Below are 25,739 nucleotides of genomic sequence, written 5' to 3' on the forward strand. Positions count from 1 at the left end.
ATGCATAATTGTGCATCTCTATCTTTTTTTAAAACATTATATTATGTACGAATTACTTTTTTGGAGATATCTAGACGAAATTTACCTGAATAATCAGGAAGTTTATGAAGCGCTTGTTGAAAAACAAGAAGTTGAAGGTCTGGCTGAACTTCAAGTTGAAGTAATCGTGAATAGAATCAATTCTGTTTTTTCAGAATGGGAAAGAGTGGATGAAAATAGCTGGAAGAATCCTAAAGGGAAAGGTGCATTTCAAGTAATTACCACTCCGCAAAGTATAAAAATTGACTGCTACGGAACAGAAGGAAAAACCATGAATAAATTAGTAGATATCATGGAAGAATTCAAATGTCCGCTTTACGATCCGCAAGTTCCAGAACGTTACGATGAAATGAGCGAATAGCAATTATCAATTGACAATTATCAATTGACAATTATCAATTAAATCTACCCGTTTTTTAAAAGCACATTCTGTTCTTTTCTCATTTTTTCAGTCAATTGATTGATGTACGTTTTTATTTTCTGCGGAAGCGTATTCCAACTTTGATCCTTTTCAAAACTTCTGCAATTATCGAAATCGCATTCAACTGCGCGAATGACATATTTTTTGTTTTTATAAACCGTAATAATTTTTACGCGTCTTATATAGCCATCTTCGTTGCGAGTTCCATAAACAATAACAGGTTCAATATAACCGTCGCCATCAATATCTTTTGTGCTGCAATATTTTGTCCAGAACCAAATATTTTTTTCTTTTGGGAGAGTATCTTCAAGTAAGTCGTTAATTCTCCATTTTTCCAAAAAACCGCCATGATCATTTATGACACAAATTGCCTGTATTTTGGTGTTTAGAGTATCTTTCTTAGAAATGGTTTTCTGGTTTTCGCCCAAAACCAATTCATAAACACCGCCTTTATCACTAAACTCAAACGCTCTGTAGATCGGAAAATCGGTTAGATTTTCGAGTTCTCGTTGCGCAATTTCCTGTTTCGTTAATCTATGGCTTTCAATTTTTTGAGAAAAAATAAATGAAGAAGAAAAAGAAAGTAAAATTAAAATATATTTTTTCATGTTTAGATTCGGCTTTTAGTAGACCAAAGATATTTAAACCTTTTGAGTCCTGCTAAATTTATGTTTTTTAAAAATAGATTTTGTTGTACTTTTCTGCATGAATTGAAAACACAAAGATTTCAGAAAATAAAAAATCTAAAATGATCAAAACTAACTTTAAAAATTGCTTTTTCGGACTATCAATTTTACTGTTCGCTTTTTCAAATACTGTAAATGGGCAGAAGAAAGTAACTGAAAAAAGAAACCTTATTCAGTATGTTGATCCGATGATTGGAACAGCCAAAATGGGTCATACTTATCCAGGAGCAACAGTTCCTTTTGGGAGCGTACAATTGAGCCCAGAAACGGACACTATTGCTTATAGTTTAAACGGAAAATATAACGGCGAAGTCTATAAATACTGTGCTGGTTATCAGTACGAAGATAAAACGATTGTAGGTTTCAGCCATACCCATTTCAGTGGAACAGGACATTCAGATTTAGGCGATTTCTTGATTATGCCAACAACAGGAAAACTACAATTAAATCCAGGTGTGGCATCAAAACCATTATCGGGTTATAGATCGGCATTTTCGCATTCGACAGAAAAAGCTGAACCAGCTTACTACAGCGTTTTTCTGGAAGATCATAAAATAAAGGCAGAACTTACGGCAACAACTCGTGTCGGAATGCATCAGTATACTTTTCCAAAATCTGATGAAGCACACATCATTCTCGATTTGACTTCAGGAATTTATAATTATGATAAAAAGAATGTTTGGACATTTGTTCGTGTAGAAAACGATACTCTGATAACAGGATACCGTCAGACAAACGGTTGGGCGAGAACCAGAACAGTTTATTTTGCAATGACATTCAATAAACCCATTAAGAGTTACGGACAAGCGGCTCAAGAAAAAAGCGTTTACAGAGGTTTCTGGGGAAGATTTGATCAAACGAAAAATTTTCCAGAAATGGCAGGACAAAACCTAAAATTGTTTTTTGATTTTGATACGAATGAAGGAGAAAAAATCAAAATCAAAATGGCATTGTCGCCTGTGAGTTCTGCCGGAGCACTTGAAAACATGAAAAAAGAAACACCTGATTGGGATTTCGAAAAAGTAAAAAAGCAAAGTCAGGAAGTTTGGAACAAAGAATTGAATAAAGTTCAGGTTGAAACCATTCAAAAGGAAGATTTGGTAAATTTTTATACTGCAATGTATCATGCATTTTTAGGTCCAACGGAATACATGGATTTAAACGGAAATTATAAGGGTCTGGATATGAATGTTCATAAAGCCGAAAACTTTACCAATTATACCAGTTACTCGCTTTGGGATACGTATCGTGCTTTACATCCGTTATTTAATATTGTGCAGCCAAAAAGAAACGGAGATATGGTAAGTTCGATGCTGGCACATTCAGATCAAAGCGTTCATAAAATGCTTCCAATCTGGTCACATTATGCTAACGAAAATTGGTGTATGATTGGATATCATTCTGTTTCGGTTGTGGCAGATGCAATTGTAAAAGGCAACATCAGTTTTGATGCAGAAAAAGCGCTTCAAGCTTGTGTTAATACTGCAAAAGTGCCGTATTATGATGGTTTAGAATTTTACATGAATAAAGGATATGTTCCAGAAGATAAAAACGGCGCTTCGGTTTCTAAAACTTTAGAATATGCCTATGATGATTGGGCAATTGCGCAAGCTGCGAAGAAATTAGGAAAGACAGCTATTTATAATGAATTCATCAATAGATCGAAAAATTATAAAAATGTTTATGATGAGAAAACAGGTTTTATGCGTCCGAAATTAAACGACGGAACATTTAAGAAAGAGTTTGATCCATTAGATACCCACGGACAAGGTTTTATTGAAGGAAACTCTTGGAATTACAGTTTGTATGTTCCGCAAGATCCTGCCGATATGATTCAATTGATGGGAGAAAATGAGAAATTTAAAGTTCGTTTAGATTCATTATTCAACATGCATCTTCCAGACAAATATTTTGAAAATACAGAAGATATTACCAGAGACGGAATCATTGGAAATTATGTTCACGGAAATGAGCCTTCGCATCATGTTGTGTACTTGTACAACTGGACAGATTCTCCGTGGAAAGCTCAAGATAAAATTAGAATGATTTTGAAAAAAATGTACCGAAATGGCGCTGACGGTTTAGGAGGAAATGATGATTTCGGACAAATGAGTGCTTGGTATATTTTTAGCAGTTTAGGATTTTATCCAGTTGCTCCAGGTTCAGACGAATATGCATTAGGAAGTCCGCTGATGAAAAATGCTGTTTTGAATTTAGAAAACCGAAAAACTTTTGAAGTAGAAACCATAAATCAATCAGATAAAAATGTATTTGTTTCAAAAGTACTTTTGAATGGAAAAGAACTTTCGAGACCTTTCTTGAAACATGAAGATGTTATGAATGGAGGGAAAATTACATTTTATATGAGCAGTAAACCGAATAAAAAGAATTTTGTTGGTAAATAATTTCAAATGGAAAAGGAAATTATAATTGAAAATGTTGGTGTTTGGATGGATGGGGGAACTGTCACATTAAAAATGAAAAAAGATAATTCAATTTTTTATGAAATTGATTTTGTGCAAAAAGTCATTTTAGAAAAAAGTAAAAGACAAATTGAAAATAGTTTAGTTCCCGGGAGTCTTTTGCTAAACAGAAAGGAGGTTGAGATACGATCATCATTAGAAAAGGAAATACTTTCAGAAATTAAAGTTGCTAAATTCGGAACAAACATATCTCAAAGTGAAACGGATGCATTGAATCGTATAATTTTAGAAGCTATAAAATTTGTTGAATCAGAAGATTATATAACAGTTGCTAGAAAAGTTGGCCGTATTAAATAATTAATTTTTAATAAAAACAGAAATGTATCCAATTTTATAAAAACTTCACGAAATTTGCACTTCAAATAAAGACAATCAATATGAAGATCAATTTAAAATCAGGAATAGATAAACTGCTTTTCGGAATGAAGCAGAATGACGTAACAGCTGCTTTAGGAAAACCTGATAAAAACTATAAAGACGAAGATGATAACGTAATTTTTGTTTACAATGCTCATAAAATGAGATTAACTTTTTATCAGGAAGAAGATCTTAAATTGGGATATATTGTAGCATCAAGCAATGATCTGGAAGTTTTCGGATTCAAATTAATCGGAAGAAAAATTGCTGATGTAAAGAAAGATTTCGCTGCAAAAGGAATTACAAAATATACTCAAGAAACTTTTGATACTTTCGAAAATTACTTCAACGAAGACAATTGGTTTATCCTTCAAACAGAATTTGATGAGGTGGTGAAGTTTGAAATTGGAGCGATCATCAACAACAAAGATGAGTTTGATTGGAAATTTCCTGTGAAGAAATAAACTCTTTTTGTCAGGCTGAGCGGAGTCGAAGCCATCGCAAGTTAAATCCACGCTGAGCTTCGACTCCGCTCAGCCTGACAAAACCTAGAAAATTACAGCATAAAAAAAACCGACAATCACTTGTCGGTTTTTTTATGCTTTAAAAGGAAATTAACCTTTTAACCATGCATTTTTAAGTTTCTCTTTTGAAGCATCAGTCGCTTTAAAAGTTTCAGCTTCTTCAAAAGGTAGTTTTACAGTTCCTTTAATGGTTTCTTCTTTTCCGCCACGTTTTACTTTCAAGGTAATTGGGTCATTATCTTTCCAGTTTTCGCTTTCAGTAACCAAATCATAAATGTTATCCAAATTGTATGATTTATTGTTTACGGCTAAGATTTTATCGCCACCTTTTAAATTCAGATTTTTATAGAAATCAACAGATTCTGAATCTGGGCGAACAGCAATTTCTTTTGTTGCTTTATCAACTGTAATGTATGGAGTTTGCCCTTTAATAAACGGATTTCCAGATTTTTTCTCCATTGCTTTTGTGACACCAACTTTAGCTAAGTAAAAATCGTAAGGAATTGGAGTAGTTCCAGCCACATATTGGTTTAAAAATTCTCCAACTTCAGGATAAGTCAATGAAGTGATTTTAGCAAATAATTCATCGTCATTGAACGGTTTTTCAACACCATATTCATCAGATAATTTATGCATTAAATTCAAAATACCTCTTTCTCCGTTGCTTTTTTCTCTAATGATAATATCGATGCACATTCCAATTAAAGCTCCTTTTTGGTACACATTTAAGTATTGGTCTTTATAAGGCTGTTCTAATACATTTTTACTCATTAAAGTAAAAGACATTGTATCATCTAATTGTTTAGATTGTGCAATTTTGTCGGCAATACGAGTATAGAATTCAGATTCGTCAATCAAACCTTGGTTGATTTGGAAAAGATTAGCAAAATATTCTGTTACACCTTCATACATCCATAAATGTTCAGACATTTTTGGTGCATTGTAATCAAAATACTGAATTTCTTTTGAGTGAATAGTTAATGGAGTTACAATATGAAAAAACTCGTGAGAAACCACATCTTTCATAGATTCTACCAATTTTTCTTTTGGCATAGATTCTGGCAACACTACAGTTGTAGCAGTTGGATGTTCCAAAGCTCCAAAACCGTGAGCATCATCTTTTGCCATGCTTGACAAGTATAATAACACAGTATATTTTTTAGTAGAATTTACTTTCCCTAAAAAGTTTTTCTGTGCTGTCATCATCGTTTTCATTTCTGGAGTAATGCTTTCAGCAGTATATTTTCCAGTAGGCGAGTATACGGCAATTAAGATATCCATTCCGTTTACATTAAAAGTAGTGTAATCAGGTTTAGAATACATAATTGGGTTTTCTACCAAAATTGCATAACGAGAAGTCGTGAACACATCAGAAGTATTGCTTGCATCCTGATCTGTCATAGAAGTTGCTCCCCAAAGTGTTTCAGGATGAGTGATAGTAACTTTGTACGGAACATCTAATTTATCTTTAAAATACCCCACAAATCCATGCGTATTAACCATGAAATTTTTTCCGGCATCGATATTTGTTCCTGCTGGAGAGAAAACGTCATCGTTTCCAAATCCAGTTCCTTTTTCAGTATCGAAAGTATCGTTTACTAAATAAGTAATTCTTTTTAGTGTTTTTGCGTTTGAAATAGACCAAGAATTATCGTCTAATCTTTTTACTGTAAGAGGATTGCCTTTAGCATCAAATGCTCTGAAATCTTCAGAATACTTTCCGTAATTATCTGTTGAATAGGTTCCAGGAACGGTTTTCGGGATACTGTAAACAATTTCATCCGTTTTAATGGCTGGTGGTGTGACTGTTACTAAGACTTTATCGTCTTTAACATCCGTTAAATTGATATTAACTTCAACTATATTGCTTTTTGCGGCTCCTGTGCTCCCTGTTTTACAGCTCCAAAAAGTGACCGCTAGAGCTAAGGTGTAAAGTATTTTTTTCATTTGTATATGTTTAGTTAATTGTATTTGTCACAAAAAGCATTAAAAAGTTACTAAAAAATCACAATAAATTTAATAATAAAAAAAACTCCTGAAAAACAGGAGCTCTATGTTAGTCTAATTTATTCTTAATATAATATTTTCCGTCCAAATCTTCATCAAAATCATCTATTTTAACTGGTTTTGGTTTTGGCTTGTTCGCAATTGCCTTCTTTTTCCACATCTCAAATTTTTCAAGAGGCATTTTCTTTTTCATGATGTCCAGGACTTCTTTTTCTGCCAATCCAAATTCTTTTTTTATAATTTCAAATGGATTTCTTTCTTCTAAAGCTAACGAAACAAGTCTTTCGGTTTGTTCCGGAGTTAATTCTTTGCGGCTACTCTTTTTCATCTCGTGAAAATTAATTCAAAATAGGGTGTTAATTATTAATAGATTGATTTTCAATTCTTGTATCAATATTAAAAAAAAAAATAATAAGTTGGTTCAGGAAAGTGCACTTTTTTTAGAGAATTTAGCTGTTTTTAAAGGATCTTGATTTTTGAAATGGAATTTTTAACAAATTCTTCAATTCATTATTTTCCTCAGGAAGCATATGAGTATCTACACCGTATACAAGCTGATCTTTGGGCAAATAGGTGAAAGTTCCAAAAAGTCTGTCCCAGACAGAAAAAATATTTCCATAATTGCTATCCGTGTAAGGCAGCACATAATGATGGTGGACTTTATGCATATTTGGAGAAACGATAAAATAACTTAAGAAAACATCTAATTTTTCTGGAAGCGAAATATTGGCGTGATTAAATTGTGAAGCAATAACAGATAATGACTGATAGAGGAAGACCATCCACATTGGTGTTCCAACAATTAAAACGCCTAAAGTGGTAAAAACAAAACGGACTACGCTTTCTCCCGGATGATGTCTATTTGCTGTTGTAGTGTCGATCCAAGTGTCGGTATGATGCACCAAATGAAACTGCCATAAAATTTTTACTTTGTGTTCTACCAAATGAGCTAAATAAGCCCCAATTAAATCCAAAAGCAATAACCCAATTATGGTATAAAGCCAAATAGGCATTTGCGGAAGCCATTGCAGAATTCCAAAATTATTTTCGATTGTCCAAGCCGCGGTTTTTATTAAAATAAACGCAAGAATAAAATTGACCACGATGGTTGTGAAGGTAAAAAAGAAATTTATTCCAGCATGAGGCCATTTTTTATATTGCATTTTAAACAAAGGGAAACTGTTTTCAATAAGCCAGAAAATAGTAATGCCACCAACCAGAATAAGGCTTCTATGCGACGATGGAATCGTACTGAAGTAAGAAATGATTTCGTTCATAATACATACATATTTGAGTTGAAATAAAATTTTCTTGTCGATTTTATCCAAAAAAAGAGAAAATCAAATATAAATATATCAGATTTTCTCTTTTGATTTCAATTATGTACCAACTAATTGGTTATTATTTTTTGATGAGGCTGATTATAAATAATAAAACCCAAGCACCACCTACGGCAATCAGAATTTGCCAAAGAAGACCTCCGCCTCCTATACCAAGTTTTCCGGCGATCCATCCTCCGATAAATCCGCCTATGATTCCAACAACGATGTTGCCAAGTAATCCAAAACCAGAACCTTTCCAGATTTGACCGGCTAGCCATCCAGAAATGGCTCCTATAAGTAAGAAATATAAAAATTCCATATTTTATTTTTTTTTTGATGATATGTAGACTTTTTCTCTTTTATGCTTCGGCATGATTTTGAAGCAGTGTTTTATAAAGGAAACCAGCCGCTAATGCACCAAGAATAGGGGCGACCCAAAACAGCCAAACCTGAGATAATGGCTCTCCACCAACAAAAATAGCTTGAGATAATGATCTTGCAGGATTTACAGAAGTATTTGTAATTGGAATACTGATTAAGTGTATTAATGTCAAAGCCAAACCAATTGCGATTCCAGCAAATCTGCCGTTTGCAAATTTATCGGTTGCTCCTAAAATTACTAATAAGAAGAATAAAGTAAGTACAAATTCTGCAATAAAAGCAGACTGTAGTGAATAACCATCAGGAGAAAAAGCTCCAAAACCATTAGATGCAAAGGCTCCAGCTTTTGTGTTGTCTATTGCAAAACCAGCCTTTCCAGAAGCTATTGTGTATAAAGTTCCGGCAGCAGCAGCAGCTCCAACACATTGTGCAATGATGTACGGAATAAGATCTTTACCAGAAAATCTTCCGCCTGCCCACAAACCAAAAGAAACCGCTGGATTAAAATGACCGCCAGAAATATGACCAACAGCGTATGCCATGGTAAGTACCGTTAAACCAAAAGCTAAAGCAACACCCGCAAATCCGATTCCTAAATCTGGAATTCCAGCAGCAAAAATTGCGCTTCCGCATCCGCCAAAAACAAGCCAATAAGTCCCAAAAAACTCTGCAAATAATTTTTTCATAATAAAATAATTTAATGGTTAATGTTTAGAATGTATATTGGTAAGCCCAATAAATTAAAACAATTTGTAAGGGCAAACGTACAAATAAAATCCATCTTGGTAAACCAAAACCTGCTTTTTTATTTTGAAACATGTACAAATTAGCAGGAAATACAGCAATTAATAGCATTATAATTCCCCAGGCGGCAAAATGTGATGAAAAAGGCAGGAGCAGAAAGATGCCTAAAATGATTTCGGCGGCACCACTTAAAATATTTATTAATTTGGGGTTTTTAAATGCGGGCGGAATGATTTTTATGTACATTCCAGGACTTCTAAAATGATTTATCCCAGCAAGAATATATAAGCAAGCCATTAAATATAAATGCCAAGGTAAAATCATGATATTTAATTGTTTACCACGAAATTATAAAAAAATTAACAATTATTGCATTACAGAACTGTTTTTTTTAATAATGCTTATTTGGAGTTATCTTTTTGGTTTGAAATTTACATTCATAATAATAATGGCTAGAATGATCAACACAATTCCAACCCATTGAGAAAAGATTACTTTTTCGTTTAATAAAACATACGCCATCATTACAGAAACTGGCAGTTCAAGCGCAGAAACAATACTTCCTAATCCAATTCCCGTTAAAGGAAATCCAGCAGTCATTAAAAGCGGCGGAATTATAGTGCCAAACAATGATAAAACGATTCCCCATTTTAAGAAGATTTCTAGATTGAATGCAGTTACCTGAGTTGCAAAAGCGAATGAAAAAACAATAATAGCACCGCCTAGAAGCATATAAAGGCTTCTTTGCGCTGAAGAAATTTCGGTTGCGACACGATTGGCAGTAAACATTGTTGTAGTGAAAGAAGCTGCGGCCAGCATTCCCCAAACTAAACCTCTCCAGTCTAATTTGATATCATTATTGATAATATTGGTTGCTAAAACAGTTCCGAAAAGCACAATACATACAGCAATTACCTTTTGTTTTGAAGGCAATTTCTTTTCTAAAATCATTTCAAGTAAAACTCCCATCCAAACGGTTTGCATTAATAAAACGATTCCAATAGAAACAGGAATATATTTGACAGCCAAATAGTAAAATAAACTTGTCATTCCTAATGAAGTTCCTGCGAGCATTAAGTTGAAAATGTTTTTAGGAGATGCTTTTACGGCTGTATTTTTGTTTTTAATGCGCTGAAAAAGATTGATTATAAGAATACCTAGAATTCCGTAAATAAATTGTGAGGTTGTGACTTCTGCAGTTGTGTATCCTTCAGAATAAGCCATTTTTACAAATGTGGCCAACATTCCGTAAGTGGTTGCTCCCAAAGCAACAAGAAAAACACCTTTTAATACATTATTTTGCGACGTCATAAATTATCTGTTTTAAAAAATTAAGCCGGCAAAGGTAAGCTATTTTGTTTAGGATTCTATCGTACTATGTTGAAAATGGTAATTAAATGGCAACAAAAATGGGTTTTAAAGTCTTGAATTAAGAATTCTTTAAAAAACTAAAATGGCGAAAATAGAAAAGCCATCAAAAATAATTCTGATGGCTTTTTATATTTATGAAGAACAAATCTTCTCTTTTCTAATTAATTAGGCTGATTTTGATATGTTTCAATTTCAAAAATCAAAGTTGCATTTGGAGGAATTACACCGCCAGCGCCTTTTTCTCCATACGCTAAATTTGAAGGCAAGAAGAAAGTCGCTTTTTCTCCGTCTGTCATCATATCAAGCGCTTCAATAAAACCAGGAATCATACCGTCTTTTTTACCAACTGTAAAAGGAAAAGCTTTGTAACCGCCTTGAGCATCTCTGTTTGCATCATATTTTCCGTATGTTTTTGCTACTTGAGCCATGCTGCTGTCAAATAAGTTTCCGTCTTCAAAATATCCAGCGTAGTGAAAGTAGATTGTAGAACCTTCAGCACCTTTAACGCCAGTACCTTTTTGAGTTACTACATATTTTAAACCTGTTGAAGTGGCAGTTGCTTTTGCTTTCAAGTCTTTAAAATAAGCTGCTTTAGCCGTTATTACTTTTTTTGCTTCTTCTTTTTTAGCGGCTTCTTTTTTAACATCATCACTTAAAACTTTCAAAGCATCAAATTTCTTTGCTGCTGCACCTTTGCGTGTAATAACGATTTTTGTCATTACATCGTCCTGAACAATTTTATTTACAACGTCCATTCCAGAAACCACATGTCCAAAAATAGTATGTTTTCCGTTCAGCCAAGGTGTATCTTTATGTGTAATGAAAAATTGGCTTCCGTTTGTTGCAGGACCAGAATTTGCCATCGCTAGCACACCGCCTTTTTCAAATTTTAAATCGTCTACAAATTCATCTTTAAAAGAATATCCTGGACCTCCAGTGCCATTTCCTTCAGGATCACCACCTTGAATCATGAAATCGTTAATAACTCTGTGAAATTTTAATCCGTTATAAAATGGTTTTCCTTTAAGAGATGCTTTGACATTAGGATTTGTTCCTTCTGCTAAAGTAATGAAGTTTGCTACTGTAACAGGAGCTTTTACATATTCTAAAGAAAGCACAATGTCTCCTTTTGTCGTAGAAATTGTTGCAAAAATTCCATCGCCTGGATTTGCCGCAGCAGTTGCTGCTGTTGCAGGTTTAGCTGCTGGCTTTGCAGCAGGTTTTTTAGTTTGAGCCTGAATATTTACTATTGCTAAGCAAAATAAAAACAGAAATTTAAATTTCATTGCTTTTTAATTTTAAGTCTATAATTCGGTTATTTTTTATCTGAAATTTGAATTTCGAAAATAATATTAGCATTTGGCGGAATTACTCCTCCAGCTCCAGTTGCTCCGTAAGCTAAGTGAGATGGAATGAAAAGAACTGCTTTGTCTCCAAAAGATAATTGTTCAACCCCTTCAATAAAACCAGGAATTAAACCGTCTTTTTTTCCAGCTTGAAATTGAATTGGCTGGTAGCCGCCTTGTGCTGCTCTAGCTGGATCAAATTTTCCGAATTGTTTTGCCACTTCTTCAATGCTAGTGTCAAACAAAGTTCCGTTTTCAAGGAAACCTGCATAGCTAATGTAGATTTGACTTCCTGCAGCAGGTTTTTTGCCATTTCCTTTTTCTGTAATTACATATTCTAAACCGCTCGTCGTTTTAGTTGCTTTTGCTTTTAAAGCAGCATAAGAATCTACTTTTTCTTTTTGAACTCCAGCATATTTCTGCTGTTCTTTCGCAATGTCAGCAAAATAATCATGGAATACTTTTACAGCATCAAATTTTTTAGCAGCTTCACCATTTCTGATGATCGTAACAGAAACAATATTGTCACCTTGAACCACTTTGTTGACCACTTCCTGATCTTTTGCACTTACCACATGACCAAAAATAGTATGCAAATTATCTAACCAAGGAGTCTCTACGTGAGTAATAAAAAATTGGCTGCTGTTTGTGCCAGGTCCGTTATTGGCCATTGCCAAAACTCCTGCTTTGTCAAATTTTAAATCTGAGAATTCGTCTTTAAATTTATATCCAGTATCACCAGAACCAGTTCCTAACGGGTCACCAGTTTGAATCATGAAACTTTCGATTACTCTATGAAATTTTAGACCATCAAAGAATGGTTTCTTTTTCAACTGTTCGTGTGTTACGAACTCGTTTTTGCCTTCAGCTAAAGTCACAAAGTTGGCTACAGTGATAGGCGCTTTTTTGTAATCAAGTTCCACAATGATGTGACCTTTGTTTGTCTCGATATCGGCATATAAACCATCTGGCAGATTACTGTGATCGTCCTTACAAGAATAAAATGAGCTTACGGCTATTAGTAATAATAAAATACTCTTTTTCATTTTAAGATATTGTGTTTATTGAGTTAATGTGTCTTTATTGGCTTGCGCTGCAGGTTTTGCAACTGGAGGTTTTGGTGTTGCGGTTTGAGGCGATTGTGTAGCTGGTTTTGCCGTTTGTGCCGCTGGATCTGGAACAAAATTTCTAAGCGTAACCGTAACGATTAAAGATTCGTTTGGACCAATTTTTTTGTTGTCTCCGTGATATCCGTATGCCATATGCGATGGAAATAAAAACGTAACCGTTTCATTTTTATGCATTCTTTTAATTCCGTCGCGTAAACCCATCATAATATCTTGTTTGTCTACATAATAGGTTTGCGGGCCAAGATCAGATTCAGAGTAAATACTATTGCCTTTTATATCTTTTATTTCCATGTTGAAGTAAGCAATATCACCTTTTCTTGGCGCTGCAGTTTCTGCTGTATTCTTTTCTTCGTAGCAAAACCAGTACCCTTTTGGAGTGGCATAATATTTTACTTTTGGATTGTTTTGGATTATTTTTTTAATAACCCTTTCTTCGTTTGCGACTAACTTTTTATTTCGGTCGGCCGATTTCTTCATGAATGTTCCCGAAGCTCTAGAAATAGGTCTTCTGGCTTCTTCATGATGCTTGCAGCTGCTTAAGAAAACAGTAAAAAGCAAAGTGTAAATGCTAAGTTTTAGGTAATTCATGATTTGGGTTATAATTTTAGTTTTTTGACTAAATCTTCAAATTTATTTACTGTTTCTTCCATAGAAGCTTCAGATCTTCCGCCTGCTGCATTGACATGTCCACCTCCATTAAAATGATCTCTTGCAAATTGGTTCACATCAAATCCGCCTTGAGAACGGAAAGAAATTTTTATGATTTTTTCTTCTCTGTTTTCAATAAATATGGCTGTAAAAACAATTCCGCGAATGCTTAATCCGTAATTTACGATTCCTTCAGTGTCACCTTTTACATAGTTAAACGAATCAAGTTCTTCTTGTGTAAGTGTCATGTAAGACGTTTTATGTTCTTCAAAAATTTTCATGTTTTGAAGTGCTCGGCCCAATAACTGCAAACGGCTAAAAGAACTATTATCGTATAGTAAAACCGGAATTTGAGTGTTTTCGACTCCTAAATCGATCAATTCGGCAATAATTCTATGCGTGTTTCCAGTGGTTCCTGGAAAACGGAAAGAGCCTGAATCAGTCAAAATTCCTGTATAGATGCAAGTGGCAATGGTTTTATCAATATCTTCTTTTTTGTTTAAGAAGGCAATGAAATTATAAACCATCTCACAAGTAGATCCGTAAGAAGTGTCTGAGTACATATAAGCCGCATAATCATGAGGTTTTTCATGATGATCGATCATGATAAATGGAGCTGTAAGTTTTGCTAGAGTATGCTCCATTTCGCCTGTACGATGAAAAGCATTAAAATCTAGCGTAAAAATAAGCTCGGCTTCTTCTAGTATTTTAATACAGTTTTGAGTGTCTTTTTCATAGATTTTTACTGTTTCTGAACCTGGAAGCCAAGCTAAAAAATCAGGAAAATCATTTGGAGAAATAACGGTTGGCTGATGATTATTTTTGAGTAAAAAATGGTACAAAGCTAGAGTAGAACCCATGGCATCACCATCTGGCCCTCTGTGCGGAATTATTGCGATTTTCTTTGGTGCAGCAAGCAATAATTGAATCGCTTGAATATCTTGTATTTTCATAGTGTGCGAATTTACATTTTTTTAATGTAATGCTGAAAATAATTTTAGTGGCAGTGTTAAGTGGTCAGTCTCAGTCTCAGTTTCCAGTCTTCTTGTTTAGGCCCAGTTTGTAGCGTATTATTGGCGTAAACAACGACTGCGACTGAAAACTGTGACTGAGACTAAGATACTCTAAAGAAATTTTTGGTATAATTTATATTTCGCGCCTTTTACAATTTGAGATTTATAGATTCCGATAGAACCAGAAGAAAAATAAGCGATTGTGCAGGCAATTGCAATTAAGATTCCAGGAGCAATTCCGAATAATTCCATTCCCATAACGGTGCAGGCAATAGGAGTATGGGTTGCTCCAGAGAAGACAGCAACAAATCCGATTCCTGCTAAGAGAGCAATTGGCATTGGAATTACGGTTGATAAAGCGCTTCCTAAAGTAGCTCCAACAAAAAATAAAGGCGTTACTTCCCCACCTTTAAAACCAGCTCCGAGTGTAAATCCTGTAAATAAAATTTTAAGCAGAAAATCGTACCACTGGCTAGGATTTGAAAAGGAATCAACAATAACAGGAACGCCTAGTCCAGAGAATTTTGTAAAACCTAAACCAGCAATAGCAATAGCTAAAATCACACCGCCAATTACAGGACGAAGCGGAGGATATTTAATGTTTTTTGAAAAAATATAGCCCCAAAAATGCGTACTTCTGGAAAATAATAAAGCCGCAAATCCTGATAAAACTCCAATAATTAGAGTAAAAATTATATTGTTTAAGCTAAGTTCTGGAATTATTGGAATGCTGTAATGTGTATGTTTTATTTGCCAAAATTCTACAGTAAAATAAGCAGCGTAAGCCACTAGAAAAGAAAGTAAAATGCTTTTGAAGTTAATTTTACTGAAATATAAAACTTCCAATGCGAAAATGGCACCAGCCAGAGGTGTTCCAAAAACAGAGGCAAAACCCGCGCTTATTCCGAGAATAATTAAAATTCTGCGTTCTGAATGATCAAGGTTGAAAAACTTGGTAAATTGGTCGGCAATTGCGCCTCCCATTTGTACCGCAGTTCCTTCGCGTCCTGCAGATCCTCCAAATAAATGGGTAAGTAATGTTCCTAAAAGAACTAAAGGAGCCATTTTAAAAGGTATCACTTTCTTAGGTTCTTCATATTCTTCCAGTAAAAGATTATTTCCTTTGGCAACAGATTCTCCCCAATAGTAATAACTCAATCCGACCAAAAATCCGCCGAAAGGCAAAAGCCAGATAATCCAGTCATGCTGCATTCTAAATTGTGTAACCCATTCTAAAGCAACTAAAAAGAAAGCAGATGCAGAACCTGAAAATATGCCTACTAAAGCACAGATAAGAATCCATTTAGGAAGAGAAAGCAGAAATTGTTTAGGATTTTGGGAAGCCATTAATGAATTCTAAAAGTTTGCCACGAATTTCGCCAATTTTCGCGAATTAAAAGGAAAATAATTGGCGGAATTAGCGAAATTCGTGACAAAAAATATTATACTACAGCAGTAAATTCGATTTCTACCAAATATTCTGGAGCAACTAATTTGCTAATTTCATAAAATCCTGTTGTGGGTTTGACATCTTTAAAGAAAGCAGAGTGCGCTCTAGCGACTTCTTCGAAAGTAGAGACGTCTGTTGTGAAAATTCTTGTTCTAATCACATCTTTCATCCCCACATTTAAATCTTCTAAAACTTTTTCTACTCGTTCCAAAATATTATATGTTTGAGCATAAGCGTCATCAGCTTTTACTTTTTCGCCGTCAACAATGGCCACAGTTCCAGAAACTTCAACAATATTGCCAATTCTTACGGCACGGCAATATCCCATTTTGTCTTCCCACGGAGATCCAGTCAAGATGTTTTCTCTTTTCATTTTTATGATTTTTGCGAATTTGTCAGTATGGTTTTAAAAGCAAATTCAGGTTAATTAAAGATGCCGCAATTTAAGGATTATGCTTCTCTCGGCGATTAAAAAAAGCTTGAAATCAATTCAGAAATCAAGCTTTTTTGTGATATTTTATTCGGTTTCTTTTTCTTCGTAAATACGAAGCCTGTTTTGTACGGTATTCAAATTTTGCTGTAGGGTTTCGATCTTATTCAAAAGATTTGCAATGGCATCAATTCCTTCCAGATTTATTTTGAGATCATAATGCATACGAATCATTTTTTCAACTATCGGAAGCTGTTCTGGTTCCAGATACTCGTCATTTTCTTCCGTTATAATATGAATGAGTCCGTAATTATGAAGTTCGGTTATAAAGGTGTTCTCAATTTCGTGGTAAATACAAAACTGTTTGATCTGGATTAAATTTCTATTTTTCATGACTTTCTAAGTTTTGCTAGTTCTTCAAATAACTCTTTTTCTTTATCCGACAGTTTTGTTGGAATTTTTATAGTGTACGTGATGTATAAATCTCCAAACTGATTCTCTTTTTTATAAACAGGAAAACCTTTTCCTTTCAACTTCACCTTTGTTCCTGGCTGTGTTTCTGCCGGGACTTTGATTTTTACTTTTCCGTCAAAAGTGTTGATATACGTTTCGCCACCTAAAACTGCGGTGTACAGATCTATTGGAGCTTCGGCATATAAATTATTTCCTTCTCGTTTAAAATCTGAATTATTAGAAATTATAAACGTGATGTATAAATCGCCGTTTGGGCCACCGTTTACACCAGGTCCGCCATGATTGGGAATTTTAATGATCTGTCCGTTTTCGACACCAGCAGGAATTGTAATTCGGATATTTTTTCCGTTTACGGTTAAATTCTGTTTGTGTGTAGTGTAAGCTGATTTTAGGTCTAATTCCAGTTCGGCATTAAAGTCCTGTCCTCTATATTTGGACTGCGATCTGCTTCTGCCTCCGCCGTACATCGAATTGAAAAAATCTGAGAAATCACTGCCTGAAAAGTCTCCGCCTCCAAAACCAGAAAAATCGCCTTCAGAATATTGATAACCGCCTTGCTGTCTGCTTTGCTGCTGATTAGTATTGTAGCCCGCTTTTTCAAATTCTTCAGCATGTTTCCAGTCTTTTCCGTACTTATCATATTTTTTTCGGTTCTCTGCATTGCTTAAAACTTCGTTGGCTTCATTTATCTCCTTGAATTTTTTTTCCGCTTCTTTATCATTCGGATTCAAATCGGGATGATATTTTCTGGCCAATTTTCTATATGCTTTTTTGATTTCCGCTTCTGTAGCAGATTTTGTGACATCCAATACTTTGTAATAATCGATATAATCCATTTTATTGAGATTTTAAATGGTAAAATAAAGTCTTGAAGTTAAGAATAAGTTGTTAATAATCAAAATGCTGAATGCTTTTATAAAATGATTTTTTTGGAATTTGTAAATTTTAGATTTGAAATTTATTTTTTATGAAATAAAAAATCTTGGCAGGTTTTTTGCTTCCAAAAATTAGCTTAATTATATGTTATAAAACTCCTAAAGTTGTAGCAAGTAAGTAAATTATACTATTTTTGTGAAGCTGGACTTTTGATTATATTAATTATAAAAGGCGATTCGATAATACTTTTTTTTCAATGAAGCACATTTTATTTTTCATATTATTTTTTACTGCACTGTCTGTATCAGCCCAAATTGAGTCTAGTACTAAATTCAAAACTATTCCAGGCGGAAAGTTTACTGCAAAACCTAAAAAGACTCCGGTTCCTGAGACAAAAGACCCACTGGCAGATTTTAATGATATGCCATCAATTAAAACTCCAAATGTTTTTGAAAATACGACTATAACTCCAAAATCAAAGTTTCAGATTGGAGAAGAGAAAAGCAAATTTACGATGTCTACAGAAACAGATTTTGCTAATCCAGGCGATCGATATGTAGCCAAAATGGAAAAAGATTTGGATAAATCTTTAAAAGACGCCGGTTTAAGAGAAGGCAGAGGTGTTTTGGTAAAGAAAAATATTTCGCTAGGAGATTTTAAAACCAAATCGGAATACTTTATTGTTAAGTTCCGTGATTTTGGAGCTATTGACGGAGATTTAGTAAAAGTATCTTCAAACGATTATGTAATCCGTGATAGAATTTTATTGGATTCCAATTTCCAGCAAGTAAAAATCAATTTGGCACAAGGATTCAATAAATTAGACTTTGAAGCCTTAAATATAGGTACACTAGGAGGAAATACGGCAGAAATACAAGTCTACGACGATAAAGGTAATCTAGTAACAAATGATTATTGGGATAACCTTGCTGCGGGTTTTAAAGCGTCTATTGTTGTGACAAAAGAGTAGAGCGTTTTTAATGCTGGGTTAAAAGTAGCAAAGGTTCAAAGGGACAAAGTTTTACACTTCGTTTACCTCTGAACCTTTGTTGCTTTGAACCTTTGAACCTCAAAAATTAGAATGGATCCGCAGTAACCTTAAACTTCATTTCGGCTTTAACCGTTACATCTTGCGTTAAGGTTTCTTTTAAAGTTACTTTAGTTCTAATTTTGTAACTGTCTGCTTTAATATATTCGTCTAATCTTTTATCAGTACAAATTAAATCGACTGAATTGCTTGATACATTAATGTTATCTGCGTACGCCAATTCTATTTCTTCTGAATTTGCTGTTGAGATATACAAATGAACCGATTTTAAAAATGTAAATGTTTTATCCGAAGGATCTGTAATGGATAATTTCAGCGATCTGATTTTTACATCTTTTACCAAACTAGCTTTGGTTTTGTTGTTTTCAAACTCAGCAGAAGAATTGGTTGTAACCTCTGGTGTAAAAATTTCTGATGGCAAGTTAACAGGTGAAGTGCTTTTGATTGTAATCGAAGTATTGTTCGAAATTGTAAAAGTCAATAAATCATCAACCGTATTACAAGAAGAAAAAAAGACCGACACAAAAGCAGTCAAGGCAATAATTTTTGATTTCATAGTTAAATTTAAATTGGGTTTTCGTTAGATACGGATTTTTGGATTGTTTGGATTTTTTTTGCGAAGATACTAAGTCTCTAAGTTACTAAGATGCTAAGATTTTAAGTTTTTAGTTTTGTGAAGAAAAAAGCTTAGAATCTTAGCATCTTAGTTTCTTAGTATCTTCCTGTGAAAAAAAATATTTTTTTTTCACCGTTCCGATTTTTGAATTTCGAATATAAAAAGTACTTTTGCGCATGCAACACAACGTACTTATTTTAGATTTCGGATCGCAATATACTCAGCTTATTGCGCGTAGAGTTCGCGAATTAAATATATTCTGCGAAATTTTTCCTTACAATCACATTCCAAGTGATTTATCAAGTTATAAAGCCGTAATTTTAGGAGGAAGCCCTTTCTCTGTAAGAGGAGAAGATGCACCGCATCCTGATTTATCACAAATTAGAGGTAAGATGCCTTTACTTGCTGTTTGTTACGGAGCACAATATTTAGCTCATTTCAGCGGTGGAGAAGTGGCAGCTTCAAATACTAGAGAATACGGTAGAGCAAACTTGTCTTATATTAAAGAAGGCGAAACTTTCTTTGAAGGAGTTTCAGAAAACAGCCAAGTTTGGATGAGCCATAGCGATAGTATCAAAGCGCTTCCAACAAATGCTGTGAAATTAGCTAGCACGCATGATGTAGAATACGCAGCTTACAAAATTGAAGGCGAAACTACTTATGCGATTCAATACCATCCAGAAGTTTACCATTCAACAGATGGAAAAAAGATGTTGGAAAACTTCTTAGTGAAAATTGCTGAAGTTCCTCAAAACTTTACTCCAAATGCTTTCGTTGACGAAATGGTAGCAGAATTAAAAGAAAAACTAGGAAACGATAAAGTAGTTCTTGGTTTATCTGGAGGAGTAGATTCTACTGTAGCAGCAGTTTTATTAAATAAAGCAATCGGACAGAATTTATATTGCATCTTTGTTAACAACGGTCTTTTACGTAAAAATGAATTCGAAAATGTATTGAACCAATACAAAGGAATGGGATTAAATGTAAAAGGTGTAGATGCAGGAGATCGCTTCCTTGGTGAATTAGCTGGAATTAGTGATCCTGAAACAAAACGTAAAACAATCGGTCGTGTATTTATTGAAGTTTTTGATGATGAATCGCACTTATTAGAAGACGTAAAATGGTTGGCACAAGGAACTATTTACCCAGACGTTATTGAGTCTGTTTCGGTAAAAGGGCCATCTGCAACTATTAAATCACACCACAACGTTGGTGGATTGCCAGATTATATGAAATTAAAAATTGTAGAACCGCTTAGAATGCTTTTCAAAGACGAAGTGCGAAGAGTAGGAGCTACATTAGGAATAGATCCTGAATTATTAGGAAGACACCCTTTCCCAGGGCCAGGATTATCAATAAGAATTTTAGGAGATATTACTCCAGAGAAAGTTAGAATTTTACAAGACGTAGATTCTGTATTTATTGAAGGATTAAAATCTTGGGGATTATACGACAAAGTTTGGCAGGCCGGAGCAATTTTGCTTCCTGTAAACAGTGTTGGAGTTATGGGTGATGAGCGTACTTATGAAAAAGTAGTGGCGCTTAGAGCAGTAGAATCAACAGATGGTATGACTGCTGACTGGGTTCATTTGCCTTACGATTTCTTGATGAAAGTGTCTAATGATATTATCAATAAAGTAAAAGGCGTGAATCGTGTAGTTTACGATATTAGTTCAAAACCACCTGCAACAATTGAGTGGGAATAGTAGCATAATTTAAAATTAAGGTCTTACATTTGTAAGGCCTTAATTTTTTATAACCTACTATTTATGAGAGAACTTTTAACAATTTCTCTTGTGTTTATTTTGTCTTTTAACAAAATAATTGCGCAAGATTCAATTATCGAGCACAAGATTCAAAAAGGTGAGACCGCTTATTTTATTGCCCAAAAGTATAAGGTTTCTATCGATGAGATTTACAAACTCAACCCCGAATCGCAAAACGGAATCAAAGACAATCAGGTTTTAAAGATTCCAGTTCACCACTCAGAAAACACAATTTCAAAGCAGCAAACGCATATTGTTGCACCAAAAGAAACATTGTTTGGTTTATCAAAACAATATCGTGTTTCAGTTGAAGTTATTCAAAATGCCAATCAGGAAACTCTTGCCAACGGACTTCAAATCGGTCAAGAACTGATTATTCCTCAAAATCCAGATCATTTTTCAAAGCAAGAAAATGTTGTTTCTTCAAAAGCGACACATTTGGTTGTAGCTAAAGAATCTTTATTTAGCATTGCTAGACAATATAATGTTTCGGTTCAGGATTTAGAAAATCTTAATAAAGATATTTTAATTAATGGATTGCAGATTGGACAGACGATTTCGATTCCAAATAAAAGAAAAACATTGGACGGAAGAGTTCGTGTGATAAACCAGGAAACGGTTTTTCATGTGGTTGAACCAAAGGAAACCAAATTTTCGATTGCAAAGAAATACGGAATTTCAATCGATCAGCTAGAATCTCAAAATCCTGAAATTGTAAACGGATTAATTGTTGGAAACAAATTGGCTATTAATACTACAGCAATAAAGCCAGCAAACGAAAGCGAAGAATTGATGCTGGCGCTTGCCGAAAAACAAGTTGTGGTTGAAAAAACAAAAGCTAAAACGGTTGAAATTGAAGATTTAAAAGACCGATTGGTTGTTCAGAAAGAAATGAATCAGAAAATTATAAAGATTAATGATTTGAAAGTGAATCTGAACGATATGAATGGTTCTAAAGAAAATTCAGTTGAAAAATTGCGTTTGGTTTTAGAAGCCAATAAAAATGTTCAAGATGTTTTAATGGCAAAATTAGATTCGCTTGTTACGACAATGAATGATGACTTGAAAGAATTGAAACGAATGGATATTCTAAATGTCGAAGAATCAAAAAGACTTGAAAAACAATCTTCTGAGGGAATCAATAAAACAAATGAATTATCCTCTCAACTGAAAAAGGAACTGGCAGAAAATAGAAAAGTGTATGCTGGTTTGATGAATAAAGTAGAGAAAATTGTCGTTGAGGAAAATCAGGAGTATAAAAAGAAAATCCGCGAAAGCGAGAAAAAAGCCAATACAGAACCTTTGCAACAGCGTTTATCTTTAGAAGAAATTAAACGCTATAAAGAAGATCAGCAAAAAGGAGACGAAAAAAATCAGCTCTTGATTGCTAAAATTGATTCACTTGACAATCAGAAAAAAATTGAAGTAAAAAGACATATCAGTAAAGCTTCGTATTATAGCATGGAAGCTCGAAAGTTTGATGATAAATTGGCTTTGATTAAACTAAAAAAATATCAGGATGAAGCAGTCAAAAAACAGAAAAAGGACAACACTGCTGAAAATTCAAAAACAATTTCGCTGGAAGAAATGAAACAGGAATTGAAAGACAATCCGTTAAGACCTGATAAAACAGTAAAAGTAGAAGTTTATGATAATCTTAGAGAAGTTTCGAACGGGTATTACTTAGTTTTGGGTATATTTACAGACGCAGTTGACCGAGATAAGCTTATTATGAAACTCATTGATTCTGGCGATTTTAACGCTAGTTTCTTTTTCAATATTAACAGTCTTTCATACTATGTTTACAGCGATAAATTCGAAAACATGGAAGAAGTGCTTTATAAATGCAAGAAAAAAGAAGAAGATGAGTTATATAAAGAAATCATAATTGCCAAAGTAGAAATCGATTTGAGATGATTTTCGATTGAAATAACAAACGGCTCGAATTTTGCTTTGAGGAAATCTGTGAGATATTTTTAAATTAGAAATTAAATTGTTTTAAGCCATATTATGAAATACTATTTAACATTATTGTCTCTTGTATTCTTTATCAGTTCAAGTGCTTTTTCTCAGGAAAAAGTGGTGAAGTATAAAGTGTCAAGCGGTGAAACTATTAATCAGATTGCCCAAAAATTTAAGGTAACTCCTTATGACATTTATAAGCTAAATCCAGATGCCAGAACGGGTTTAAGCCCAAATACAGTATTGCTGATTCCGACGGCAACCGGAGAAGCAAAAAAAGAAGTTTCTGAAACTAAAACTGTTGCTTCAGGAAAAGAAATTATTCATGAAGTACAGCCAAAAGAAACGTTTTACAGCATTGAGAAAAAATACGGAATCTCTGATGAAGCTTTAAAAGCAGCAAATCCGTTTTTGGAGAAGACTGGCGTTCAAATTGGACAGAAACTGGTTATTCCTGCAAAAGGATCTGCTCAAAAAGTAACGGCAAAACCTGCGAAAGAAAAAGGCGCTGAAAAATATGTTTATCACGATGTTCAACCAAAAGAAACAAAATTTGGAATTGCAAAGCAGTATAATATGACTGTAGAAGAATTAGAAAAACGCAATCCAGATATTGTTTCTAGTTTGCCAGTTGGCTACAGACTGACCATAAAAGGAACAGCCCCAAAAACAGAGCATGTTGCAACTGAAACAGCAAAGCCTGCGGAAAATAAGAAACCTGTCGAATCTTCTAAAAAAGCGGTTACGTATATGGAGTATCAGGTGAAACCGAAAGAGACTTTTTATAGTTTAGGAAGAGTTTTTCATTTATCTCAAGATGAATTAGTGGCATTAAATCCGTCACTTTCTGAAGGTGTAAAAGAGGGGATGGTTCTAAAAGTTCCTGCTGGATATGTAGCTCCTGCGCCAATTATTGCAGCACAAGTTCCTGGTGATAAACCAGCTGATTCTTCTACAAGTAAACCAGCAGAAAACGCTGGCGGCGGAATTAAGATTGTTGATAAAGTAAAATCTACTGAAAACGAAAATGTAGAAATTGTTGAATTAACCAAAAAAAGAGGCATTAATGAGCGCAAAAAAGTAGTTTTATTGCTTCCTTTTAATTTGGCTAAAGTGCAAAGCGATACTTCGGGAACCGCTAACAGAATTAAAAACGATAAGTTCTTAAATATGACTCTAGATTTTTATTCTGGAGCTTTGATGGCGATTGATTCTGCAAAAACATTGAAACTGCCAATTGACGTTGCAATTTATGACTCTCAGGAAACTAAAACCACTTCGAATGTTGTAGGTTTGACTCCGAAACTTCAAGATGCAGATGCTGTAATTGGGCCATTTTACCAAAGTAACGCAGAAACGGCAGCAAGCATGTTGCGTTCGTATAATGTTCCTGTAATTTCGCCTTTATCAAAAGATAGTGCTAATCCGATTGATAATTTGTACCAAACTATACCGTCAAACGATGTAATCAGAAATTCAGTTTTTGATTATATGCGTTCTAAAAACGGAAATATCGTAGCGGTCGTTGATAAGAAAAAAGAATCTGTTATCAACTACATTAAGCAAAATCAGAAAGGAGTGGCATTTGCATCTCTAACTGAAACTGGCGGTTTGGATGTGGCTAACTTAAAAAGTCTGTTAATACCAAATCGTTTGAATTATGTTGTGATGGAAACAGGAAATACAGCGATGGTAAAAGCTACAATTAAGGCTCTACTAGATTCTCAAAAAACGTGTCAGGTTCAATTGGTGATTTTAGAACCAAATAGTACACTGGATACAGATGAAATCAATTTTGATAACTTGGTAAAACTAAAATTAATGTATCCTTCTGTAACTCGCGAAAGCGATGAACAGCCAGTTTTAATTTATGAAAAACAATATCGTCTAAAAAACAAAGCAAATCCGACGACTTATGCAACCAGAGGATTTGACGTAACATTTGATACGATGATGCGTTTAATGCAAGGAAAAACATTCCAAGAAACAGCTGATTTGATGACAACTCAGCAGGTAGATAATAAATTTCAGTATTATAGAAAAGAAGATGGCGGACACGCTAATAAAGGTGTTTACATTTTATATTATGATAGTGACTTAACTTTAAAAGTAGCAAATTAATGACATCAAAAGTAACTTATTTAGGAGATTTAAGAACAAGTTCAATTCATGTGCAATCAGGAAGCGAAATCATTTCTGACGCACCATTAGATAATAACGGAAAAGGAGAAGCATTTTCTCCAACAGATACAGTTGCAAATGCTTTAGCAAGCTGCATGATGACCATTATGGGAATCAAAGCTCGTGATTTAGAAGTTGATTTTGTTGGATCTACAGCAGAAGTAACTAAGATCATGAATGCTGAACCAAGAAGAATTGGAGCAATAGAAATTGTGTTTCAAATGAAAAGCAATGCTGATGAAAAAAGCAAAACGATTTTAGAGCGTGCTGCCATGACTTGCCCAGTATTTTTAAGTTTAAGCAGTGAAATCGAAAAGAAAATTACTTTCAATTGGAATTAATTTTCAACTTAATATTAAAAGGAGCTGTCTCAAAAGGACAGCTTTTTTTATAAGCTTCGGAGAAGCGAAATATTTGTAGAAATTCAATAAAGTGAATGCAAAAGAGCTCCAGCGGAGCGACAT

26 protein-coding genes are annotated in these 25,739 nt (G+C 34.2%); 9 read left to right on the plus strand and 17 right to left on the minus strand.

The features are described 5' to 3' along the window. Positions 1-43: 43 nt before the first annotated feature. Positions 44-400, plus strand: a complete 357-nt coding sequence (locus tag FF52_RS01615; protein WP_008462439.1) for a hypothetical protein — start codon at positions 44-46, stop codon at positions 398-400. 44 nt (positions 401-444) lie between these two features. Here FF52_RS01615 and FF52_RS01620 read toward each other — a convergent pair whose 3' ends face one another. Then, positions 445-1,068, minus strand: a complete 624-nt coding sequence (locus tag FF52_RS01620; RefSeq protein WP_008462440.1) for a M949_RS01915 family surface polysaccharide biosynthesis protein — start codon at positions 1,066-1,068, stop codon at positions 445-447. Between the two features lie 140 nt (positions 1,069-1,208). Between FF52_RS01620 and FF52_RS01625 the strand changes: the two genes are divergently transcribed. The 3 genes from FF52_RS01625 (at position 1,209) to FF52_RS01635 (ending at position 4,450) form a co-directional block, all read left to right on the plus strand. Next, on the plus strand, positions 1,209-3,551 hold the full coding sequence (locus tag FF52_RS01625; RefSeq protein ID WP_008462441.1) for a GH92 family glycosyl hydrolase: 2,343 nt from the start codon (positions 1,209-1,211) through the stop codon (positions 3,549-3,551). Positions 3,552-3,557: 6 nt separating this feature from the next. Beyond that, positions 3,558-3,926: a hypothetical protein gene (locus FF52_RS01630; RefSeq protein WP_008462442.1), complete on the plus strand. Its 369-nt coding sequence runs from the start codon at positions 3,558-3,560 to the stop codon at positions 3,924-3,926. Between the two features lie 80 nt (positions 3,927-4,006). Continuing rightward, positions 4,007-4,450, plus strand: coding sequence for a hypothetical protein (locus FF52_RS01635; protein WP_008462443.1), 444 nt, complete (start codon positions 4,007-4,009; stop codon positions 4,448-4,450). Between the two features lie 150 nt (positions 4,451-4,600). Here FF52_RS01635 and FF52_RS01640 read toward each other — a convergent pair whose 3' ends face one another. The 15 genes from FF52_RS01640 to FF52_RS01710 all read right to left on the minus strand — a co-directional run bounded on the left by FF52_RS01640 (position 4,601) and on the right by FF52_RS01710 (position 17,662). Continuing rightward, on the minus strand, positions 4,601-6,457 hold the full coding sequence (locus FF52_RS01640) for a peptidase M61 (RefSeq protein WP_008462444.1): 1,857 nt from the start codon (positions 6,455-6,457) through the stop codon (positions 4,601-4,603). A gap of 109 nt (positions 6,458-6,566) precedes the next feature. Beyond that, positions 6,567-6,845, minus strand: coding sequence for a DUF2805 domain-containing protein (locus FF52_RS01645; protein WP_008462445.1), 279 nt, complete (start codon positions 6,843-6,845; stop codon positions 6,567-6,569). A 121-nt stretch (positions 6,846-6,966) separates the two neighbouring features. Then, complete coding sequence (locus tag FF52_RS01650; protein ID WP_008462446.1) at positions 6,967-7,794, minus strand: sterol desaturase family protein; 828 nt, start codon at positions 7,792-7,794, stop codon at positions 6,967-6,969. 124 nt (positions 7,795-7,918) lie between these two features. Further along, a complete protein-coding gene (locus tag FF52_RS01655) occupies positions 7,919-8,158 on the minus strand; it encodes a GlsB/YeaQ/YmgE family stress response membrane protein (RefSeq protein ID WP_008462447.1) in 240 nt (79 codons plus the stop codon). A 40-nt stretch (positions 8,159-8,198) separates the two neighbouring features. Continuing rightward, positions 8,199-8,906: an aquaporin Z gene (gene aqpZ / locus FF52_RS01660; RefSeq protein ID WP_008462448.1), complete on the minus strand. Its 708-nt coding sequence runs from the start codon at positions 8,904-8,906 to the stop codon at positions 8,199-8,201. Between the two features lie 25 nt (positions 8,907-8,931). Continuing rightward, positions 8,932-9,288, minus strand: a complete 357-nt coding sequence (locus FF52_RS01665) for a DoxX family membrane protein (RefSeq protein WP_008462449.1) — start codon at positions 9,286-9,288, stop codon at positions 8,932-8,934. 87 nt (positions 9,289-9,375) lie between these two features. Then, the gene (locus tag FF52_RS01670; protein ID WP_008462450.1) at positions 9,376-10,275 is read right to left on the minus strand and encodes an EamA family transporter; all 900 of its coding nucleotides are present in this window, start codon (positions 10,273-10,275) and stop codon (positions 9,376-9,378) included. A gap of 221 nt (positions 10,276-10,496) precedes the next feature. Then, on the minus strand, positions 10,497-11,621 hold the full coding sequence (locus FF52_RS01675) for a peptidylprolyl isomerase (protein ID WP_008462451.1): 1,125 nt from the start codon (positions 11,619-11,621) through the stop codon (positions 10,497-10,499). Positions 11,622-11,650: 29 nt separating this feature from the next. After that, positions 11,651-12,727, minus strand: a complete 1,077-nt coding sequence (locus FF52_RS01680) for a peptidylprolyl isomerase (protein WP_008462452.1) — start codon at positions 12,725-12,727, stop codon at positions 11,651-11,653. Positions 12,728-12,742: 15 nt separating this feature from the next. Further along, positions 12,743-13,399 (minus strand): gliding motility-associated peptidyl-prolyl isomerase GldI, encoded by a 657-nt coding sequence (gldI, locus tag FF52_RS01685; RefSeq protein WP_008462453.1) that lies wholly within the window; start codon positions 13,397-13,399, stop codon positions 12,743-12,745. Between the two features lie 8 nt (positions 13,400-13,407). Then, positions 13,408-14,412, minus strand: a complete 1,005-nt coding sequence (locus FF52_RS01690) for a DHH family phosphoesterase (RefSeq protein WP_008462454.1) — start codon at positions 14,410-14,412, stop codon at positions 13,408-13,410. Positions 14,413-14,583: 171 nt separating this feature from the next. Next, positions 14,584-15,819: a voltage-gated chloride channel family protein gene (locus FF52_RS01695; RefSeq protein ID WP_008462455.1), complete on the minus strand. Its 1,236-nt coding sequence runs from the start codon at positions 15,817-15,819 to the stop codon at positions 14,584-14,586. A 95-nt stretch (positions 15,820-15,914) separates the two neighbouring features. Next, positions 15,915-16,295: a RidA family protein gene (locus FF52_RS01700; protein WP_008462456.1), complete on the minus strand. Its 381-nt coding sequence runs from the start codon at positions 16,293-16,295 to the stop codon at positions 15,915-15,917. Positions 16,296-16,439: 144 nt separating this feature from the next. Then, positions 16,440-16,745 carry a chaperone modulator CbpM gene (locus FF52_RS01705; RefSeq protein ID WP_008462457.1) on the minus strand — a complete coding sequence of 102 codons (306 nt, stop codon included), beginning with the start codon at positions 16,743-16,745 and terminating at the stop codon, positions 16,440-16,442. Continuing rightward, on the minus strand, positions 16,742-17,662 hold the full coding sequence (locus FF52_RS01710) for a DnaJ C-terminal domain-containing protein (RefSeq protein ID WP_008462458.1): 921 nt from the start codon (positions 17,660-17,662) through the stop codon (positions 16,742-16,744). Before FF52_RS01710 ends, FF52_RS01705 begins: the two co-directional genes overlap by 4 nt. Positions 17,663-17,958: 296 nt before the next feature. Here FF52_RS01710 and FF52_RS01715 point away from each other — a divergent pair, with 296 nt between their 5' ends. Then, entirely contained in the window at positions 17,959-18,672 is a 714-nt protein-coding gene (locus FF52_RS01715) for a hypothetical protein (protein ID WP_008462459.1), read from the plus strand. A gap of 106 nt (positions 18,673-18,778) precedes the next feature. Here the strand turns inward: FF52_RS01715 and FF52_RS01720 are convergent, their stop codons facing one another. Then, the gene (locus tag FF52_RS01720; RefSeq protein WP_035690578.1) at positions 18,779-19,306 is read right to left on the minus strand and encodes a hypothetical protein; all 528 of its coding nucleotides are present in this window, start codon (positions 19,304-19,306) and stop codon (positions 18,779-18,781) included. Between the two features lie 236 nt (positions 19,307-19,542). Here FF52_RS01720 and guaA point away from each other — a divergent pair, with 236 nt between their 5' ends. The 4 genes from guaA (at position 19,543) to FF52_RS01740 (ending at position 25,616) form a co-directional block, all read left to right on the plus strand. Then, positions 19,543-21,072, plus strand: a complete 1,530-nt coding sequence (gene guaA / locus FF52_RS01725) for a glutamine-hydrolyzing GMP synthase (RefSeq protein ID WP_008462460.1) — start codon at positions 19,543-19,545, stop codon at positions 21,070-21,072. 63 nt (positions 21,073-21,135) lie between these two features. Next, positions 21,136-23,049 carry a muramidase family protein gene (locus FF52_RS01730; RefSeq protein ID WP_008462461.1) on the plus strand — a complete coding sequence of 638 codons (1,914 nt, stop codon included), beginning with the start codon at positions 21,136-21,138 and terminating at the stop codon, positions 23,047-23,049. 93 nt (positions 23,050-23,142) lie between these two features. After that, positions 23,143-25,215: a PBP1 and LysM peptidoglycan-binding domain-containing protein gene (locus FF52_RS01735; protein ID WP_008462462.1), complete on the plus strand. Its 2,073-nt coding sequence runs from the start codon at positions 23,143-23,145 to the stop codon at positions 25,213-25,215. Beyond that, positions 25,215-25,616 (plus strand): OsmC family protein, encoded by a 402-nt coding sequence (locus tag FF52_RS01740; RefSeq protein WP_008462463.1) that lies wholly within the window; start codon positions 25,215-25,217, stop codon positions 25,614-25,616. Before FF52_RS01735 ends, FF52_RS01740 begins: the two co-directional genes overlap by 1 nt. The last annotated feature ends 123 nt before the right edge of the window (positions 25,617-25,739 follow it).

The organism is Flavobacterium sp. F52, assembly GCF_000278705.1.
In the GTDB taxonomy this organism is placed as follows: domain Bacteria; phylum Bacteroidota; class Bacteroidia; order Flavobacteriales; family Flavobacteriaceae; genus Flavobacterium; species Flavobacterium anhuiense.

Coding starts and splice junctions, on each gene's coding strand:
- FF52_RS01655 (WP_008462447.1), bottom strand. CDS start 8,158: ATGGAATTTTTATATTTCTTACTTATAGGAGCCATTTCTGGATGGCTA.
- FF52_RS01640 (WP_008462444.1), bottom strand. CDS start 6,457: ATGAAAAAAATACTTTACACCTTAGCTCTAGCGGTCACTTTTTGGAGC.
- FF52_RS01735 (WP_008462462.1), top strand. CDS start 23,143: ATGAAATACTATTTAACATTATTGTCTCTTGTATTCTTTATCAGTTCA.
- FF52_RS01670 (WP_008462450.1), bottom strand. CDS start 10,275: ATGACGTCGCAAAATAATGTATTAAAAGGTGTTTTTCTTGTTGCTTTG.
- FF52_RS01615 (WP_008462439.1), top strand. CDS start 44: ATGTACGAATTACTTTTTTGGAGATATCTAGACGAAATTTACCTGAAT.
- FF52_RS01620 (WP_008462440.1), bottom strand. CDS start 1,068: ATGAAAAAATATATTTTAATTTTACTTTCTTTTTCTTCTTCATTTATT.
- FF52_RS01680 (WP_008462452.1), bottom strand. CDS start 12,727: ATGAAAAAGAGTATTTTATTATTACTAATAGCCGTAAGCTCATTTTAT.
- aqpZ (WP_008462448.1), bottom strand. CDS start 8,906: ATGAAAAAATTATTTGCAGAGTTTTTTGGGACTTATTGGCTTGTTTTT.
- FF52_RS01740 (WP_008462463.1), top strand. CDS start 25,215: ATGACATCAAAAGTAACTTATTTAGGAGATTTAAGAACAAGTTCAATT.
- FF52_RS01710 (WP_008462458.1), bottom strand. CDS start 17,662: ATGGATTATATCGATTATTACAAAGTATTGGATGTCACAAAATCTGCT.
- FF52_RS01705 (WP_008462457.1), bottom strand. CDS start 16,745: ATGAAAAATAGAAATTTAATCCAGATCAAACAGTTTTGTATTTACCAC.
- FF52_RS01650 (WP_008462446.1), bottom strand. CDS start 7,794: ATGAACGAAATCATTTCTTACTTCAGTACGATTCCATCGTCGCATAGA.
- FF52_RS01700 (WP_008462456.1), bottom strand. CDS start 16,295: ATGAAAAGAGAAAACATCTTGACTGGATCTCCGTGGGAAGACAAAATG.
- FF52_RS01675 (WP_008462451.1), bottom strand. CDS start 11,621: ATGAAATTTAAATTTCTGTTTTTATTTTGCTTAGCAATAGTAAATATT.
- guaA (WP_008462460.1), top strand. CDS start 19,543: ATGCAACACAACGTACTTATTTTAGATTTCGGATCGCAATATACTCAG.
- FF52_RS01695 (WP_008462455.1), bottom strand. CDS start 15,819: ATGGCTTCCCAAAATCCTAAACAATTTCTGCTTTCTCTTCCTAAATGG.
- FF52_RS01630 (WP_008462442.1), top strand. CDS start 3,558: ATGGAAAAGGAAATTATAATTGAAAATGTTGGTGTTTGGATGGATGGG.
- FF52_RS01665 (WP_008462449.1), bottom strand. CDS start 9,288: ATGATTTTACCTTGGCATTTATATTTAATGGCTTGCTTATATATTCTT.
- FF52_RS01730 (WP_008462461.1), top strand. CDS start 21,136: ATGAGAGAACTTTTAACAATTTCTCTTGTGTTTATTTTGTCTTTTAAC.
- FF52_RS01635 (WP_008462443.1), top strand. CDS start 4,007: ATGAAGATCAATTTAAAATCAGGAATAGATAAACTGCTTTTCGGAATG.
- FF52_RS01720 (WP_035690578.1), bottom strand. CDS start 19,306: ATGAAATCAAAAATTATTGCCTTGACTGCTTTTGTGTCGGTCTTTTTT.
- FF52_RS01645 (WP_008462445.1), bottom strand. CDS start 6,845: ATGAAAAAGAGTAGCCGCAAAGAATTAACTCCGGAACAAACCGAAAGA.
- FF52_RS01690 (WP_008462454.1), bottom strand. CDS start 14,412: ATGAAAATACAAGATATTCAAGCGATTCAATTATTGCTTGCTGCACCA.
- FF52_RS01715 (WP_008462459.1), top strand. CDS start 17,959: ATGAAGCACATTTTATTTTTCATATTATTTTTTACTGCACTGTCTGTA.
- gldI (WP_008462453.1), bottom strand. CDS start 13,399: ATGAATTACCTAAAACTTAGCATTTACACTTTGCTTTTTACTGTTTTC.
- FF52_RS01625 (WP_008462441.1), top strand. CDS start 1,209: ATGATCAAAACTAACTTTAAAAATTGCTTTTTCGGACTATCAATTTTA.